Genomic DNA, 17,929 nt, shown 5'->3' on the forward strand with positions numbered 1-17,929 from the left:
ATGCAGCAGTACGACAGCGTCATCCGCAGGGTCCGCATCGTCGACGGCAGCGGCCACGAGCCCGAGTCCACACTGTTCGACGTCGCCATCGCCGATGGCCGCATCGCCGCCATCGCCACCTCCGACTCCACCGCCTGGCTGGGCGACGAGGAGGTCGACGGCGCGGGCCGCGTGCTGGCGCCCGGCTTCATCGACGTCCACACCCACGACGACACCAACGTGATCCGCACGCCGGACATGCTGCCGAAGGTGTCGCAGGGCATCACCACCGTCATCGTCGGCAACTGCGGCATCAGCGCGTCGCCGGCCACGCTCCGGGGCGAGCCGCCGGACCCGATGAACCTGCTCGGCCCGGCCGGCGCGTTCCGCTATCCGACCTTCGCGTCGTACGTGGAGGCGGTGGAGCAAGCGCGGCCGGCCGTCAACGTGGCGGCGCTGGTCGGCCACACGGCGCTGCGCAACAACCACCTCGACCGGCTCGACCGCCCCGCCACGGCGCCCGAAGTCGAAGCCATGCGCGCGCAGCTGCGCGAGGCGCTCGACCACGGCGCGCTGGGCCTGTCCACCGGACTGGCCTATGCCAACGCCCATGCCGCCACCACCGAAGAAGTGATGAGCCTGGCCGAGCCGCTGGCCGAGGCCGGCGCGCTGTACACCACGCACCTGCGCACCGAGTTCGCCGCCATCCTGGAGGCGATGGACGAGGCCTACCGCGTCGGCCGGCACGCGCGCGTGCCCATCGTGATCTCGCACCTGAAGTGCGCGGGCGCCGCCAACTGGGGGCGCGCCGGCGAAGTGCTGGAATCGATCGAGGCCGCGCAGCGCTACCAGCCGGTCGGCTGCGACTGCTATCCGTACACCGCCAGCTCGTCCACGCTGGACCTGAAGCAGGTGACGGACGAATTCGACATCGTCATCACCTGGTCGGACCCGCATCCGGAGATGGCCGGCCAGACCCTGAAGGCCATCGCCGCCGCCTGGGGCACCGACCTGCTCGGCGCCGCGCGCCGCCTGCGGCCGGCCGGCGCGGTCTACCACAACATGGCGGCCGAGGACCTCGACCGCATCATCGCGCACCCCGCCACCGTGATCGGCTCCGACGGCCTGCCCAACGATCCGCAGCCGCATCCGCGCCTGTGGGGCGCCTTCCCGCGCGTGCTCGCCCACTACAGCCGCGAACGCCAGTTGCTGAGCCTGGCGGCGGCCGTCCGCAAGATGACCGGACAGTCCGCCGAGCGCTTCGGCCTGGCCGAGCGCGGCCTCGTGCGCGAAGGCTGGTGGGCCGATCTCGTGCTGTTCGACCCCGACACGGTGCGCGACCTCGCCACCTTCACCGACCCCAAGCAGCCGGCCGCCGGCATCGCGGCGGTGTGGGTCAACGGCGCGCTGTCGTACCGCGACGGGGCCGTGCAGCCGCGCCGCGCCGGGCGCTTCCTGCGGCGCGGGCCGCGCGCGCACGCTCAACCCGCGCCCGAGCTCCACTGAACCCGATCTCCCATCCATCTGAAAGCACGTTTGAAAGGAATCCGGCAATGACGATTACCCGAATTGGCGTCGAAGGCGGCACCGGCACCGGCGGCCAGCACCTGCCCTTTGCCCGCGCGGCCGGCGCGGACGGCTGGCTGTTCGTCTCGGGCCAGACGCCGATGGTGGGCGGCGAGGTGGTCGGCCACGGCATCGTCGAGCAAACGCACCAGACCCTCAAGAACCTGCTCGCCATCCTGGCCGAGGCCGGCTACGGCCCCGAGCACGTGGTGCGCTGCGGCGTGTGGCTGGATGATCCGCGCGACTTCCCGTCGTTCAACAGGGTGTTCAAGGAATACTTCGGCGCCAATCCGCCGGCACGGTCATGCGTGGTGTCGAGCATGGTGATCGACTGCAAGGTCGAGGTCGATTGCGTGGCGTACAGGAAGCCGTAAAGACCGCATCCACAACAGGCGCCTTCCACGTCAGGGCGCCGGACCACAAACCATCCACATTCGCAGAGGAGGAAACCCATGGCCCCGTTGCAAGGCAACTCGCTGCTGCTGGCCGCCGCGCTGGCGGTGGTCGCGCTGATCTACCTGATCGCGGTGCGCAAGCTCAACCCGTTCGTCACGCTGATCGTCGTGTCGCTGGTGCTGGGCGTGGCCGTCGGCATGCCGATGGGCAATATCGTCAAGGCGTTCGAGACCGGCGTGGGCAACACGCTCGGCCACATCGCGCTGGTGGTGGGCCTGGGAACCATGCTGGGCAAGATGATGGCGGAGTCCGGCGGCGCCGAGCGCATCGCCAGAACGCTGATCCGGGCCTTCGGCGAGAAAAACGCGCACTGGGCGATGATGGTGGTGGCCTTCATCATCGGCCTGCCGGTGTTCTTCGAGGTGGGCTTCGTGCTGCTGATCCCGATCGCCTTCAACGTGGCCAAGCGCACCGGCACGCCGATCCTGATGGTGGGCCTGCCGATGGTGGCCGGCCTGTCGGTGGTGCACGGCCTCATCCCGCCGCACCCGGCCGCCCTGCTGGCGGTGACGGCTTACCAGGCGGACATCGGCAAGACCATCCTGTACGCGCTGATCGTCGGCCTGCCGACCGCCATCCTCGCCGGGCCGCTGTTTGCGATGCTGATCTCGCGCCACGTCAAGCCGGACCCGGACAACCCGCTGGAAAAGCAGTTCGTCGAGGCCGACAGCAGCCGCGAGCTGCCGCCGTTCGGCATCACGCTGTTCACGATCCTGCTGCCGGTGGTGCTGATGCTGATCGGCAGCTGGGCCGACCTGCTCGCCGCGCCCAAGTCGCTGGCCAACGATCTGCTCAAGCTGGCCGGCAATTCGGTGATGGCGCTACTGATCGCGGCGCTGGTGAGCTTCTACACCTTCGGCCGCGCGCGCGGCTTCAGCCGCGAGGCCATCCTCAAGTTCACCAACGAGTGCCTGGCGCCGATCGCCACCATCACGCTGGTGGTGGGCGCGGGCGGCGGCTTCGGCCAGATTCTGCGCGATTCGGGGGTGTCCAAGGCGATCGTGGCCGTGGCCATGGGCGCGAGCCTGTCGCCGCTGCTGCTGGGCTGGGTGGTGGCGGTGATGATCCGCATCGCCACCGGCTCGGCCACGGTGGCCATGACCACCGCCTGCGGCATCGTCGCGCCGATCGCGGCAGCCTCCGGCGCGGCCGTGCGGCCGGAGCTGATGGTGCTGGCCACCGGCGCCGGCTCGCTGATCCTCTCGCACGTCAACGACGGCGGCTTCTGGCTGGTCAAGGAATACTTCAACCTGACCGTGCCGCAGACCTTCCAGACGTGGACCGTGCTGGAGACCATCATCTCGATCGTGGCGCTGCTGCTGACGCTGGCGCTCGCCACGGTGATCTGACCACTTTTTCGTTCGAGGAGCGCGTTGTGGGTATTGATTCCGTCGTCCAGGCCGGCCCGGTGATTCCGGTGCTGCAATTCCAATCCGTCGACGAGGGCGTGGCCGTGTGCCGCGCGCTGTATGCCGGCGGCATCCGCACGTTCGAGATCACCATGCGCACGCCGGTGGCGCTGGACGTGATCCGCGCCGTGGCCCGGGACCTGGGCAGCGACGCCATCGTCGGCGCCGGCACGCTCACGCGGCCCGAGCACTTCCAGCAGGCCAGGGACGCCGGCGCGGTGTTCGCGGTGTCGCCCGGCATCACGCCGGCGCTGGCGCAGGCACAGGCCAAGTCGGGGCTGGAGTGGCTGCCGGGCATCGCCACGCCTTCCGAGCTGATCCTCGCGCTGGAGTTCGGCCTGGGCACGCTCAAGTTCTTCCCGGCCGAGGCCGCAGGCGGCATCCCGATGCTCAAGTCGATCCACGGCCCGTTCGGCGACGTGCGCTTCTGCCCGACCGGCGGCATCACGCCCAAGACGGCGCCGGACTACCTCGCGCTGCCCAACGTGGCCTGCGTGGGCGGCTCGTGGATGGTGCCGAAGGACAAGATCGCCGACGGCGACTGGGCCGGCATCACGGCACTTGCCGCCGAAGCCGCCGCGCTCAAGCGGTAACGCAGCCCGTTCGCGCGCGGCCGGCGCCGGGCATCACGCGAAGCTGACCGCGCGCGCCATCTGCTCCCGATAGCGGGCGATGTCTTCGATGGTCAGCACCGGCAGGCCGTGCTGATCGGCGAAGCGCACCGCATCGTCGCGGCGCGCCATGGTGCCGTCGGGCAGCATCAGCTCGCACAGCACGCCCGCGGGCGACAGCCCCGCCAGGCGTGCCAGGTCGACCGAGCCCTCGGTATGGCCGCGCCGCGCCAGGACGCCGCCCTCCTGGGCCACCAGCGGGAACACGTGCCCCGGGCTGACGACGGACTGCGCATCGGCATCCGGCGCAACCGCCGCGCGGATGGTGGTGATGCGGTCGGCCGCCGACACGCCGGTGCTCACGCCGACACGCGCTTCGATCGATACCGTGAAGGCGGTGCCGTACTGGCTGCGGTTGTGCTCCACCATCGGGCGCAGGCCCAGCACCGCGGCCTTCTCGGCGGTCAGGCACAGGCAGACGATGCCGCTGCACTCGCGGATCAGCATCGCCATGCCGGCGTGCGTCAGCCTGTCGGCGGCGATGATGAGATCGGCTTCGTTCTCGCGGTCCGCATCGTCGAGCACGACGACCGGGATGCCGAGCCGCATGGCATCGAGCGCGGCGGCCATGCGCGCCGGCATGGCGGCGGGATCGAAGCGGGCCTCGATGGGGTCGGCGCTCGCGTCGCCGGACGGCAACGCGGGCGGATGCACTGCGTGGGATGGCTGTGTGGACAACATGGAAACGCTCCTCGCTGAAATGGGCGACAAGACGTTCCAGGGCACGCGGAAGCGCGCGCCCGCGCCGCGCGAAGGCGCGGCCGGCGCAAGGCAGGCCGCACCCGCGGCGCGGGAGCGCATCGTTCCGCACATCTTCTTCCATCCGGACTCTGACCGTCGGCCCCGGCATCTCACCGGATCTGCTGACCCCGGCATGCGCTGCGCATGCCGGGCGCTCGCGGGCTCGCAGACCGATGGCCCGCATACCGCCGGTGGGGAATTCCACCCCGCCCTGAAGACGTACCAAGCCGGCAACGGCGCCGGCAGCCGGGATGCTACACCAGCCGCCCGCCGCGCATTGCCCCTGCTGACAGGTCGGACAAAGCGACCGCCCGGCGGGATGTTCCGCGCGGGCGCGGCCCGTTCGGACCGCGCCTGCCCTACGGCGTTCCGCTGTTCATCCTCCGTTCATCTTGATGTCAGGCCCGCTTCATTCAATGCCTGGGCTGCCATTCATGTTGGGCTTCAACAATAGGCCTGTGCTCGCAAGACACACAGACCAACCCGACAACGAGGGGAAGCTTCGATGACACACCAAGGTGGGGTATCCCATGCCGATGCGCCGATCCCGATGGCCTGGCCGCAGCATCCGATGCTGACGACGCGCCAGCAGGACATCCTGCGCGAAGCCGCGTTCGGCAAATCCAACGCGGAGATCGCCCAGTCCCTGCACATCAGCATCGAAACGGTCAAGACGCACGTGCGCCAGATCCTGATGCGGCTGGAGGCGCGCAACCGGACCGAACTCGCCGCGATGTACCAGCAGGCGCTGCATCATCACGGCCGCTGGCAGTAAGGCCCTCGCGCAGCAAGGCGACCTCGGGACCGCGCAAGCGCGGACGAGGGACACGGCGGCGCGCCGGCTAACCGTGCGCTAACCCGGGATCGACTAGAATCCTAGCCTTTCCGACCGTGCCCTTCTCCGCATGGATTCCCGCTTTGCTTCCTCCGGCCGCCCGGCGCGCCGCTCGCCGTGGATGGCGTTGCTTGTTGTCGCGCTCGTCGCCGTGTTTGTCGCGCTCTGGACGGACGACCTGTTCCAGCGCTCCACCCTGTTCCGCCCCGACGAGGGCCGCTACGCCGAGATCCCGCGCGAAATGGTGGCCACCGGTGACTGGATCACGCCGCGCCTGAACGACCTGAAGTACTTCGAAAAGCCGCCGCTGCAATACTGGACCACCGCCGCCACCTTCCAGGCCTTCGGCGTCCAGGCATGGGGCGCGCGCCTGTGGCCGCTGCTGTTCGCGCTGGGCGGCATCGCCATCACGGCGTGGACGCTGGCGGCCTACCGCGGCCGGCGCGCGGCGGCGATGGGCGCGGCCATCCTCGCGTCGTCGCTGCTGTACCTGCTGTTCGGGCAGGTCATCACGCTCGACATGGGCGTGGGCTTCTTCCTGACCGTGGGCGCGTGCGGCTTTGCCCTGGCGCAGCGGCCGGGCGCCTCGCGCGGCGCGCGGCTCGGCTGGATGCTGGCGGTGTGGCTGGCCCTGGCGGGCGCGACCCTGACCAAGGGCCTGATCGGCGTGGTGCTGCCGGGCCTGATCGGCGTGGCCTACCTGCTGATGACCCGCGACTGGGCCCTGCCGCGCCGCATGCACTGGCTGCCCGGGCTTGCGCTGTACCTGGCCGCCACGGTGCCGTGGTTCGTGCTGGTGCAGCGCCGCAACCCCGAGTTCTTCGACTTCTTCTTCATCCACGAGCACTTCCAGCGCTTCCTGACCACCGAGCACCATCGGGCCGGCAAGTGGTGGTACTTCATTGCCGTGGGCGCGGCCGGGCTGCTGCCCTGGACGCCGCTGCTGCTGGCCGCCATCGGCCGGCGCATCGGCCGCGTGGCCGAGCTCTTCGCCGGCACGCGCGAGTTCGACCTGATGCGCTGGAGCATCGCCTGGGCGGCGATGATCTTCCTGTTCTTCTCCGCCTCCAGTTCCAAGCTGCCGGGCTATATCGTGCCCGCCTTCCCGGCCCTGGCGATTTGTCTGGCGCTGGCCCTGGAGCGCCTGCCGACCCGCGCGGTGGCGTGGGCGCTGGGCGTCAATCTGCTGATCGCGATCGGGCTGTGGCTGGCGGTGCCCGTGATCGGCGCCAAGGCCGGCGCGAAGATGCCGGCCGCGCAGGTCGCGCTGGCCATGCCGGCGCTGCGCGACGTGCTGGCGATGCTGGCTGTCGGCACGCTGGCCGCGCTGGCCGCCCTGCGCTGGCAGCGCCGCACGCTGGCCGTGATCGTGCTGGCGCTGTCCGCCCTGTTCTGCTGGGACCGCACGATCAACGCCAGCGAGATCTTCCGCGACACGCTGTCGGCGCGCGACGTGATCGACCAGGCCCTGCGCGCGGCCGGCCCGATCCCGGCCGAAACGCCGTTCTACTCGGTCGAGACCCTGGACCAGACCGCGATCTATTATCTCGGCCGGCCGATGACGCTGGTCTCGGGCTTCGATGAGCTGGAAATGGGCGCGGGCCTCGAGCCCGACAAGGTCATCGCCACCACGGGCGACTGGATCCGCCGCTGGACCGACGGGCCGCCCGCCTACGCCTTCATGCGCCGCGCAACCTGGCAAAAGCTGACCGACGCCGGCGTGCCGATGCGGGTGGTGGCCGAATCGGCCGACAAGGTGGTGGTGGCGCGCCGCTGATCGGCTACGCCAGGCGACAACGCAGGCAGGGCCACCGCGGACGCGCGGCCCTTACCCTTACCACGTGCAGCTGCCGCGCAGGAACGCCCACTCCTCGCACTCGTCCCCGCCCGGGCTCACGCAGATGCCCACCTCGCCCCCGCCCGATCGGGTCGAGAATTCGAGTTGGCCGCCGCGCTGCAGGCAATAGGTCGACGCCGGATTCGCCGTGCCGGCTCGCGCGGACTCCTGCGGCAATGCAGGCGCATCGGGGGCAATCGGCGACGGCGCGGGCCGGACCGGCTGCGCCATGGCGGGCGACGGCGATACGGCGTGCGGCTGCGGCGCAGGCCGTATCGTCGTGCGGGGCGGCTCCCACGGCGGCATCGGCGAGGAGCAGGCCGCCAGGCCCAATCCCATCGCCATGGCAAGCGCCAGCGCCGGGCCCCTGGCGGCAACCCGCCCGCCTTGTCCGGCAGCGCCCGCCGAACAGACTGCGCGATTCATGCATGTCCTCCCGAAGCGGTGTCTCTGGTGGAAGGCACGCAGCCGGCGTGCATGACGGATCCCATCATGCGCGTGCCGCGCGCCACGCCTAAGGATAGCGTACGCGGATGACAGCGCCGTTCAGGCCGCCGCGACCGACATCGGAAAGCGCATCGTCACGCGGAAACCGGGCTGGGGCGCATCGGCATCGGCCTGGCCGATGGTCAGGTCGCCGCCCAGGTGCCGCACCAGCCGGTCGACGATGGCCAGCCCCAGCCCGCAATGCGCATTGCCGCCGCGCGCCGGGTCCAGCCGCACGAACGGCCGCATGACGCGGTCGACGGCGTCCTGGGGAATGCCGGCGCCGTGGTCTTCCACCGTCAGCATGAAGCTGCGCTCGTCGGCCGCGGTCGTCACGCGCACGGGTTCGGCGCCATAGGCGAAGGCGTTGTCGAGCAGGTTGACGACGATGCGCTCGAGGTAGGTCGGCTTGAGCCGGAAGCGGTCGCCGGCGCGCAACTCCAGCGCCACGTGCTTGCCCTGTTCGGCAAACGGCTGCACCAGCCCGCGCAGATGACGATCGACCATCACATCGCGGGCCTCGCCGTCGCCGCTTTGCGCATAGGCCAGGAACTGATCGACGATTGCGGACATGGAATCAACATCGCGCTCGATGCCGGCGCTGGCCTTGGGGTCGGTCAGCATCTCGGCGCGCAGGCGCAACCGCGACAGCGGCGTCTTCAAGTCGTGGGCGATGCCGGCCAGCATGGTGTTGCGCTCTTCGTCGGCCGCGGAGAGGTCCGCCGCCATGCGGTTGAACTGGTCGGTGAGCTGGCGCAGCTCGTACGGGCCGCGCTCCTTGAGCGGCGCCACGTAGCGCCGCCGCGCCAGCGCACCGGCGGCCTCGGCCAGCGCGCGCACGGGCCGCTGCAGCTGCCACGCCGCAAACAGCGAGAACGCAATGGCGATCGCCAGCACCACCATCACGCCCGGCACCATGGCGTTGACGGTCGGCGGCGCATGGACCCACAGCAGCGGCATGGCGATCCACTTGTCGCGATGCGGCAAGTGCACAAACACACGCGGCGTGGCGCCCGGCTCCAGCCGGACCTCCGACCCCGCCGGCAGGCGGCGCAGCAGCTGGCGGGCCAGCTCGACCGATTTGTCCGACGCCGACAGCGCACTGCCGGCCGGCGGCCCGGCGGCCTCGCTCACCAGATCGGGCAGCGTCGCCTGCAGGCGACCGTCCGCCACCGCCTGGAACGCCTGCAGCTGGAAGGCCATCTGATCGACCGATGCCTGGAACTGGCGCTCGCGCCGCTCCGTGCGCAGGATGCCCAGCCACGAAAAGTGGCACAGCACGAGCACCGCGACGATCAGGATGGCCAGGCGGCCGAACAGCGTGTCAAACCGGGCTTTGAACTTCATCGTGCGCATCCCGCTCGTCGGGAACGAAGGTGTAACCGCGGCCGCGCACGGTCTGGATATAGCGCGGGCGCTGGGCGTCCTCATCGAGCACGCGGCGCAGGCGCCAGACCTGCACGTCGATGCCGCGATCGGACACGCTGCTGCCCGGGCCGTACATCAGCTCGACGATGTGCTCGCGCGTGAGCACCTGCATGGCGTGCGTGACCAGCAGCTTGAGCAGGGCGAATTCGGTATCGCTGATGGACAGGGCATGCTCGCCGCGGAACAGCGTGCGCATGCGAAAATTGAGCCGGAACGGGCCGAAGCTGAAGCTGTCGCGGTCTTCCGGCGCAGCGGGCGCGACCGCCTGGCGCCGGCGCAGCACGGCGTTGATGCGGGCCAGCAACTCGCGCGGCGAGAAGGGCTTGCCGAGGTAATCGTCGGCGCCGATCTCCAGGCCGATGATGCGGTCGATCTCGTCGCTGCGCGCGGTGAGCAGGATGACCGGCACATCGTCGTTGCGCGCGCGCAGGTCGCGCAGGGCGGACAGGCCGTCCACCTTCGGCATCATCAGGTCCAGCACCACCAGTGCCGGGCGCTCCCGCTCCAGGCGCGCGGCCAGGCCGTCGCCATCGTGCAGGACGGAAACCGCAAAGCCCTGCTGGCTCAGATATTCGCGCAGCAGGTCGCGCAATTCGACGTCGTCATCGACGACCAGGATCTTGGTGCCGCTCATGTGCCCGCTGGAACTCAGGAAGTGTGCTCATGATAGCGACTGTTGCGGACACGGAAGGCGCGCACTGTCTTCATATTGTTTCCCGCCGTAACAGTGGGGCGGATTTGTAATACACCGTAATACAAGCCGGAGGGCGGCTAATCCTGCGCAAATGCGATGCCCTTAAGCTCCGCGTAGACACAGACAAAGTGACATCCGCCGGCCCGCTACCGCCCGGTATGATGGGCTTTGTCCCATCTTGATCGCTACAGGAACGCTCGACATGTCCGACGCCATGGACCCGAAGCCCGGCACCCCCTACGCTGGACACGATACCGTCTCACCGACGCTGCTGCCCCCGCCCCGCGCCGGCAAGCCGCGCCGCTGGATCCTCTGGGTGGTGCTGGCCTTCCTGGTGCTGATCGGCTATGCGATCTTTCACGCGGTGCACCGCAGCACCGCCGCCGGCAAGGGCGGCCCGGGCGGCCGCGGCGCCGCGATGACGAGCGGCAAGCCGATGCCGGTCATGGTCGCCACCTCGGGCAAGGGCGATATCAATGTCGTGCTGACCGCGCTGGGCAACGTCACCCCGGTCAACAACGTGACCGTCAAGACACGTGTCGACGGCCAGCTCGTGCGCCTGGCCTTCACCGAGGGCCAGACCGTCAAGGCCGGCGACCTGCTGGCCGAGATCGACCCGCGCGCCTACCAGGCCCAGCTCGCCCAGGCCGAAGGCCAGCTCGCGCGCGACACCGCGCTGCTGCAGAACGCCAGGCTGGATCTGCAGCGCTACCAGACCCTGATGGCGCAGGACTCCATCGCCAAGCAGCAGGTGGACACGCAGGCCTCGCTGGTGCGCCAGTACGAGGGCACGGTCAAGCTCGACCAGGGCAACGCCGACAACGCCGGGGTGCAGCTGTCGTACACGCGCATCACGGCGCCGGTATCGGGCCGCGTCGGCCTGCGCCAGGTGGACCCGGGCAACATCGTCCACACGTCGGACACCACCGGCATCGTCGTCATCACGCAGATCGACCCGATCACCGTCATCTACACCCTGCCCGAAGACACCCTGCCCAAGGTGATGCCCCGGCTGCAGGCCGGCGACAAGCTGCCGGTGGAGGCCTGGGACCGCGGCCAGACCAACCTGCTCGCCCACGGCACGCTGATGACGGTGGACAACACCATCGACAACACCACCGGCACCGTCAAGCTGCGCGCGCAGTTCCCCAACCAGAACGCGGCGCTGTTCCCCAACCAGTTCGTCAACGTGCGCATGCGCGTCGACACGCTGCACGACCAGGTGATCCTGCCGGGCGCGGCCATCCAGCGCGGCACGCAGGGCACCTTCGTCTACGTGGTCGGCGCCGACGGCAACGTCGCGCTGCGCACCGTCACGCTGGGCGTGACCGAGGGCGACCGCGTCTCGATCGCGCGGGGCCTGAACCCGGGCGAGCGCGTGGTCATCGACGGCGCCGACAAGCTGCGCGACGGCTCGCCGGTGGAGGTGATCCAGCCGGGCGCGAGCCCGGCCAGCGCGCCGGCGGCCGCGCACGACGGCCAGGCGGCCCAGGCCCAGGGCGGCCATCGCCGCCACGGCGGCGCATCGGCGCCGGCCGCCGCGCAGCCGTGATCACGCAGCCGCGCCCCGCGCCCGACGACGTCTCGAATTCCCAGCCGGCATGAATCCCTCCCGAATCTTCATCCTGCGGCCCGTGGCGACGACCCTGCTGATGGTCGCCATCCTGCTGTCGGGCCTGGTGGCGTACCGGATGCTGCCGCTGTCCGCGCTGCCGGAGGTGGACTACCCCACCATCCAGGTGACGACGCTCTACCCGGGCGCCAGCCCCGACGTGATGACCTCGTCGATCACCGCGCCGCTGGAGCGCCAGTTCGGCCAGATGCCGGGCCTCAAGCAGATGACCTCCGCCAGCTCGGGCGGCGCGTCCGTCATCACGCTGCAGTTCGACCTGTCGCTGTCGCTCGACATCGCCGAGCAGGAGGTGCAGGCGGCCATCAACGCGGCCGGCAACCTGCTGCCGACCGACCTGCCGATGCCGCCGATCTACAGCAAGGTCAACCCGGCCGATGCGCCGATCCTGACGCTGGCCATCACCTCCAGGACGCTGCCGCTGCCCAAGCTGGAAGACATCGTCGACACGCGCGTCGCGCAGAAGCTGTCGCAGCTGCCGGGCATCGGCCTGGTGAGCATCAGCGGCGGGCAGCGGCCGGCGGTGCGCATCCAGGCCAACACGCAGGCGCTGGCGGCGCTCGGGCTGTCGATCGACGACATCCGCACCGCCATCGGCAACGCCAACGTCAACGGCGCCAAGGGCAGCTTCGACGGGCCGATGCGCGCCTCCACCATCGACGCCAACGACCAGCTGCGCTCGGCCGCCGAATACGGCACGATGATCGTCGCCTACAAGAACGGCGCGCCGATCCGCCTGACCGACGTGGCGCAGATCATCGATGGCGCCGAGAACAGCAAGCTGGCCGCCTGGGCCAACACCACGCCGGCGATCATCCTCAACGTGCAGCGCCAGCCGGGCGCCAACGTGATCGACGTGGTCAACCGCGCCAAGGCCCTGCTGCCGCAGCTCAAGGACACCCTGCCCGCCAACATCGACGTGGCGGTGCTGACCGACCGCACCACCACCATCCGCGCCTCCGTGGCCGACGTGCAGTTCGAGCTGCTGCTGGCGGTGGCGCTGGTGGTGATGGTGATCTTCCTGTTCCTGCGCAACATACCGGCCACCATCATCCCGGCGGTGGCGGTGCCGCTGTCGCTGGTGGGCACCTTCGGCGTGATGTACCTGGCCGGCTTCTCGGTCAACAACCTCACGCTGATGGCGCTGACCATCGCCACCGGCTTCGTGGTGGACGACGCCATCGTCATGATCGAGAACATCGCCCGCTACATCGAAGACGGCGACCCGCCCATGGAAGCCGCGCTCAAGGGCGCCAGGCAGATCGGCTTCACCATCATCTCGCTGACGTTCTCGCTGATCGCCGTGCTGATCCCGCTGCTGTTCATGAGCGATGTGGTGGGGCGGCTGTTCCGCGAGTTCGCCATCACGCTGGCGGTGTCGATCCTGATTTCCGCGGTGGTCTCGCTCACGCTCACGCCGATGATGTGCGCGCGCCTGCTGCGGCACATTCCCGAGCCCGAGCAGACCCGCTTCTATCACGCCGCCGGCCAGTTCTTCGACAACGTGATCGCGCAATACGGCCGCATGCTGCAATGGGTGCTGGACCGCCAGCGCACCACGCTGCTGGTCGCCATCGGCACGCTGGCGCTGACGGGGCTGCTGTACGTCTACGTGCCCAAGGGCTTCTTCCCGGTGCAGGACACGGGCGTGATCCAGGGCATCTCGGATGCGACGCAGTCGATCTCGTTCCCGGCCATGGCCGAGCGGCAGCAGAAGCTGGCCGAGGTGATCCTCAAGGACCCGGCGGTGGAGAGCCTGTCGTCGTTCATCGGCGTGGACGGCACCAACACCACGCTCAACAGCGGCCGCATGCTGATCAACCTCAAGCCCAAGGACGCGCGCGACGCCGATGCCACCGAGATCATCCAGCGCCTGCAGCCGGAGCTGGCCAAGGTGGGCGGCATCTCGCTGTTCATGCAGCCGGTGCAGGACCTGACCATCGAAGACCGCGTCAGCCGCACGCAGTACCAGTTCACGGTGGAAGACCCCGACCCGAACAACCTGTCCAAGTGGGTGCCCAGGCTGGTGGAGCGCCTGCAGCAGACCGGTGAGCTGCGCGACGTCGCCAGCGACCTGCAAGACAACGGCCTGCGCGCCTACGTGCAGATCGACCGCGACAAGGCCGCCGTCTACGGCGTCACCACGGCGGCGGTGGACAGCGCGCTGTACAGCGCGTACGGCCAGCGCCTGATATCGACCATCTTCACCCAGTCGAACCAGTACCGCGTGGTGCTGGAGGCCGCTCCGCAGCTGCAGAAGGGGCCGCAGTCGCTGTACGACCTGCGCGTGGCGTCCACCGGCGGCCAGCAGGTGCCGCTGGGCGCCTTCGCCACGGTGGTGGAGCAACCGGGCTCGCTGGTGGTCAACCACCAGGGCCAGTTCCCGTCGGCCACCATCTCGTTCAACCTGGCGAGCGGAGCGTCGCTGGGCGCGGCGGTCGACGCGATCAACGCCGCCGAGCAGGCGATCGGCCTGCCGGCCAGCATGCAGACCAGCTTCCAGGGCGCGGCGCTGGCGTTCCAGTCGTCGCTGTCCAACGAGCTGTGGCTGATCCTGGCCGCCATCATCACCATGTACATCGTGCTGGGCGTGCTGTACGAGAGCACGATCCACCCGGTGACGATCCTGTCGACGCTGCCCTCGGCGGGCGTGGGCGCGCTGCTGTCGCTGCTGGTCTCCGGCAAGGACATGGGCATCATCGCCATCATCGGCATCATCCTGCTGATCGGCATCGTCAAGAAGAACGCGATCATGATGATCGACTTCGCGCTGGAGGCCGAGCGCGAGCAGGGCATGGCCCCGCGCGATGCCATCTACCAGGCGTGCCTGCTGCGCTTCCGGCCGATCCTGATGACGACCATGGCGGCCCTGCTGGGCGCCCTGCCCCTGATGCTGGGCACCGGCGTGGGCTCCGAGCTGCGCCAGCCGCTGGGCATCACCATGGTGGGCGGGCTGCTGGTCAGCCAGGTGCTGACGCTGTTCACCACGCCGGTCATCTACCTGGCCTTCGACAGCCTGGGCCACCGCCTGCGCGACTGGCGCGAGCGCCGCGCCGCCCGCCGCACCGGCGCTGACCAGTCCGGCAGCCAGCCATGAACCTGTCCGCCACCTTCATCGCCCGGCCGGTCGCCACCGCGCTGCTGACCATCGGCGTGGCGCTGGCCGGCATCGCGGCGTTCAACCTGCTGCCGGTGTCGCCGCTGCCGCAGGTGGACTTCCCCACCATCTCGGTCAACGCATCGCTGCCCGGCGCCAGCCCCGAGACCATGGCCGCCACCGTGGCGACGCCGCTGGAGCGCTCGCTCGGCCGCATCGCCGGCATCACCGAGATGACCTCGCAGAGCGCGCTGGGCTCGACGCGCGTGACGCTGCAGTTCGACCTGTCGCGCGACATCGACGGCGCGGCACGCGACGTGCAGGCCGCCATCAACGCCTCGCGCAGCCTGCTGCCCTCGGGCCTGCCGAGCAACCCGACCTACCGCAAGGTCAACCCGGCCGACGCGCCGATCATGATCCTGGGGCTGACCTCCGACACCAAGTCGCGCGGCGAGCTGTACGACGCGGCCTCGACCATCCTGGCGCAGAAGCTGTCGCAGATCACGGGCGTGGGGCAGGTCAACATCGGCGGCGCATCGCTGCCGGCGGTGCGGGTGGAGCTGAACCCGACGGCACTGAACAAGTACGGCATCTCGACCGAGACCGTGCGCACCGTCATCACCGCCACCAACGCCAACAAGCCCAAGGGCATGCTGGAAGCCGGCAACCGCGTCTGGACGCTCTACGCCAACGACCAGGCCAGGCACGCCGAGGAGTACAAGCCGCTCATCATCGCCTACCGCAACGGCGCGCCCGTGCGCCTGTCGGACGTGGCCGAGGTGACCGACAGCGTGCAGGACATCCGCAACTACGGCTCGGCCAACGGCAAGCCCTCGGTGCTGCTGATCATCAACCGGCAGCCGGGCGCCAACATCATCGACACGGTCGACCGCATCAACGCCATCCTGCCCTACCTGCGCAACACCATCCCCGCCCAGATCAACCTGGACGTGATGATGGACCGCACGCCCACCATCCGCGCCTCGCTGCGGGACGTCGAGCGCACGCTGATGCTGTCGATCGGGCTGGTCATCATGGTGGTCTACCTGTTCCTGCGCAACCTGCGCGCCACGCTCATCCCCAGCGTGGCGGTGCCGGTGTCGCTGATCGGCACCTTCGGCGTGATGTACCTGTGCGGCTACAGCCTCGACAACCTCTCGCTGATGGCGCTGACGGTGGCCACCGGCTTCGTGGTCGACGACGCCATCGTGGTGCTGGAGAACGTCTCGCGCCACATCGAGAACGGCATGCGACCGATGCAGGCCGCGCTCAAGGGGGCGCGCGAGGTCGGCTTCACGGTGGTGTCGATGAGCTTTTCGCTGATCGCCGTGTTCATTCCGCTGCTGATGATGGGCGGCATCGTGGGGCGGCTGTTCCGGGAGTTCGCGGTCACGCTGTCGGTGGCGATCCTGGTGTCGCTGGCGATCTCGCTGACCACCACGCCGATGATGTGCGCACGCCTGCTCAAGCCCGCCAGCGAGGAAGAGCCCGGCTGGTTCCACCGCAAGACCGAGGGCTTCTTCAACCTCCTGCTCGACGGCTATCGCCATTCGCTGGCGTGGGCGCTGCGCCACAGCTGGCTGACGCTGCTGATCCTGCTGGCCACGGTGTGCCTGAACGGCTACCTGTACGTCGTGGTGCCCAAGGGCTTCTTCCCGCAGCAGGACGTGGGCCGCCTGATGGGCTTCATCCAGGCCGACCAGGCGATCTCGTTCCAGGCCATGCGGACCAAGCTGGTCGATTTCATCCACATCGTCCAGCAGGACCCGGCGGTGGAGAACGTGGTCGGCTTCACCGGCGGCAGCCAGATCAACAGCGGGCAGATGTTCATCCAGCTCAAGCCGCTGGCCGAGCGCAAGCTGTCGGCCGACCAGGTCATCAACCGCCTGCGCGGCAAGCTCGCGCGCGAGCCCGGTGCCAACCTGTTCCTGCAGGCCGTGCAGGACATCCGCATCGGCGGCCGCCCCAGCAACGCGCAGTACCAGTACACGCTGCAGGCCGACAACCTCGAAGAGCTGCGCGCCTGGGAGCCGAAGATCCGGCAGGCGCTCACGCAGATCAAGTCGCTGGTGGACGTCAACACCGACGCGCAGGACAAGGGCCAGCAGACCGCGCTGGTGTTCGACCGCGACAAGGCGATGGCGCTGGGCATCACGCCCAAGGACATCGACAACGCGCTCAACAACGCCTTCGGCCAGCGCCAGGTGTCGACCATCTACAACCCGCTCAACCAGTACCGGGTCGTGATGGAGGCCGCGCCGCAGTACTGGCAGAACCCGGAGGGGCTGCGCGACATCTACCTGATCACCGCGTCGGGCGCCCAGGTGCCGCTGTCCACCTTCTCGCACTACGGGCCGACCAACACGCCGCTGGCGGTCAACCACCAGGGCCAGTTCGCCGCCAGCACGCTCTCGTTCAACCTGGCGCCCGGCGCCTCGCTGTCGGCCGCCACGCAGCAGATCCAGGACGCCATGAACCGCATCGGCGTACCGACCACGGTGCACGGCAGCTTCCAGGGCACGGCGCGGGCGTTCCAGGATTCGCTCTCCAGTCAGCCGGTGCTGATCCTGTTTGCGCTGATCACCATCTACATCGTGCTGGGCGTGCTGTACGAGAGCTACGTGCACCCGATCACGATCCTGTCGACGCTGCCGTCGGCGGGGGTGGGCGCGCTGCTGGCGCTGATCGTCACGGACACCGACTTCTCGGTCATCGCGCTGATCGGCGTGATCCTGCTGATCGGCATCGTCAAGAAGAACGCGATCATGATGATCGACTTCGCACTGGAGGCCGAGCGCAGCCAGGGCATGAGCCCGGCGGACGCCATCTTCCACGCCTGCGTGCTGCGCTTCCGCCCGATCCTGATGACGACCATGGCCGCGCTGCTGGGCGCGCTGCCGCTCGCGCTCGGCCACGGCGACGGCGCGGAGCTGCGCCAGCCGCTGGGGATCTCCATCGTCGGCGGGCTGCTGGTCAGCCAGATCCTGACGCTCTACACCACGCCGGTGGTCTACCTGGCGCTCGACCGGCTGCGCCTGCGCCGCGGCGGCCGCGTCAAGGACGCACCGCTGCCCGCACTGGATTCGCAAGGAAGCTGAAC

At 69.4% G+C, this 17,929-nt stretch carries 12 protein-coding genes, 1 pseudogene and 1 riboswitch; of the genes and pseudogenes, 9 read left to right on the top strand and 4 right to left on the bottom strand.

Features of this window, described 5'->3' with window-relative positions:
* The 4 genes from GO999_RS19995 (at position 1) to GO999_RS20010 (ending at position 4,003) form a co-directional block, all read left to right on the top strand.
* Positions 1-1,485 carry a D-aminoacylase gene (locus GO999_RS19995; RefSeq protein ID WP_211907158.1) on the top strand — a complete coding sequence of 495 codons (1,485 nt, stop codon included), beginning with the start codon at positions 1-3 and terminating at the stop codon, positions 1,483-1,485.
* Positions 1,486-1,532: 47 nt separating this feature from the next.
* The gene (locus tag GO999_RS20000; protein WP_011004474.1) at positions 1,533-1,919 is read left to right on the top strand and encodes a RidA family protein; all 387 of its coding nucleotides are present in this window, start codon (positions 1,533-1,535) and stop codon (positions 1,917-1,919) included.
* 78 nt (positions 1,920-1,997) lie between these two features.
* A complete protein-coding gene (locus tag GO999_RS20005) occupies positions 1,998-3,350 on the top strand; it encodes a GntT/GntP/DsdX family permease (RefSeq protein ID WP_011004475.1) in 1,353 nt (450 codons plus the stop codon).
* Positions 3,351-3,376: 26 nt separating this feature from the next.
* A complete protein-coding gene (locus GO999_RS20010; RefSeq protein WP_011004476.1) occupies positions 3,377-4,003 on the top strand; it encodes a bifunctional 4-hydroxy-2-oxoglutarate aldolase/2-dehydro-3-deoxy-phosphogluconate aldolase in 627 nt (208 codons plus the stop codon).
* 33 nt (positions 4,004-4,036) lie between these two features.
* On the opposite strand, the gene ribB is transcribed toward GO999_RS20010, so the two are convergent.
* A complete protein-coding gene (gene ribB, locus GO999_RS20015) occupies positions 4,037-4,762 on the bottom strand; it encodes a 3,4-dihydroxy-2-butanone-4-phosphate synthase (RefSeq protein WP_020830330.1) in 726 nt (241 codons plus the stop codon).
* A 126-nt stretch (positions 4,763-4,888) separates the two neighbouring features.
* Positions 4,889-5,045, bottom strand: a riboswitch (FMN riboswitch).
* 351 nt (positions 5,046-5,396) lie between these two features.
* Here ribB and GO999_RS20020 point away from each other — a divergent pair.
* A pseudogene (locus tag GO999_RS20020) lies at positions 5,397-5,597 on the top strand (response regulator transcription factor); the annotation flags it as partial.
* Positions 5,598-5,727: 130 nt separating this feature from the next.
* Positions 5,728-7,434 (top strand): ArnT family glycosyltransferase, encoded by a 1,707-nt coding sequence (locus GO999_RS20025; RefSeq protein ID WP_023470081.1) that lies wholly within the window; start codon positions 5,728-5,730, stop codon positions 7,432-7,434.
* 57 nt (positions 7,435-7,491) lie between these two features.
* Here GO999_RS20025 and GO999_RS20030 read toward each other — a convergent pair whose 3' ends face one another.
* From GO999_RS20030 to GO999_RS20040, 3 genes are all read right to left on the bottom strand, one after another.
* The gene (locus GO999_RS20030; protein ID WP_011004480.1) at positions 7,492-7,920 is read right to left on the bottom strand and encodes a putative hemolysin; all 429 of its coding nucleotides are present in this window, start codon (positions 7,918-7,920) and stop codon (positions 7,492-7,494) included.
* Between the two features lie 120 nt (positions 7,921-8,040).
* Positions 8,041-9,327, bottom strand: coding sequence for an ATP-binding protein (locus GO999_RS20035; protein ID WP_211907159.1), 1,287 nt, complete (start codon positions 9,325-9,327; stop codon positions 8,041-8,043).
* Positions 9,305-10,042: a response regulator gene (locus tag GO999_RS20040; RefSeq protein WP_011004482.1), complete on the bottom strand. Its 738-nt coding sequence runs from the start codon at positions 10,040-10,042 to the stop codon at positions 9,305-9,307. The genes GO999_RS20035 and GO999_RS20040 overlap by 23 nt, the downstream gene beginning before the upstream one ends.
* Positions 10,043-10,304: 262 nt before the next feature.
* On the opposite strand from GO999_RS20040, the gene GO999_RS20045 reads away from it, so the two are divergent.
* From GO999_RS20045 to GO999_RS20055, 3 genes are read left to right on the top strand one after another with little or no spacing between them, the layout of a single operon-like run.
* The gene (locus GO999_RS20045; protein ID WP_211907160.1) at positions 10,305-11,654 is read left to right on the top strand and encodes an MdtA/MuxA family multidrug efflux RND transporter periplasmic adaptor subunit; all 1,350 of its coding nucleotides are present in this window, start codon (positions 10,305-10,307) and stop codon (positions 11,652-11,654) included.
* Positions 11,655-11,703: 49 nt separating this feature from the next.
* Positions 11,704-14,829, top strand: coding sequence for an MdtB/MuxB family multidrug efflux RND transporter permease subunit (locus GO999_RS20050; protein WP_211907161.1), 3,126 nt, complete (start codon positions 11,704-11,706; stop codon positions 14,827-14,829).
* Positions 14,826-17,927, top strand: coding sequence for a multidrug efflux RND transporter permease subunit (locus GO999_RS20055; RefSeq protein ID WP_011004485.1), 3,102 nt, complete (start codon positions 14,826-14,828; stop codon positions 17,925-17,927). The genes GO999_RS20050 and GO999_RS20055 overlap by 4 nt, the downstream gene beginning before the upstream one ends.
* Positions 17,928-17,929 lie beyond the last annotated feature (2 nt).

Origin of the sequence: Ralstonia nicotianae, from assembly GCF_018243235.1 — a bacterium.
Lineage (GTDB): Bacteria > Pseudomonadota > Gammaproteobacteria > Burkholderiales > Burkholderiaceae > Ralstonia > Ralstonia nicotianae.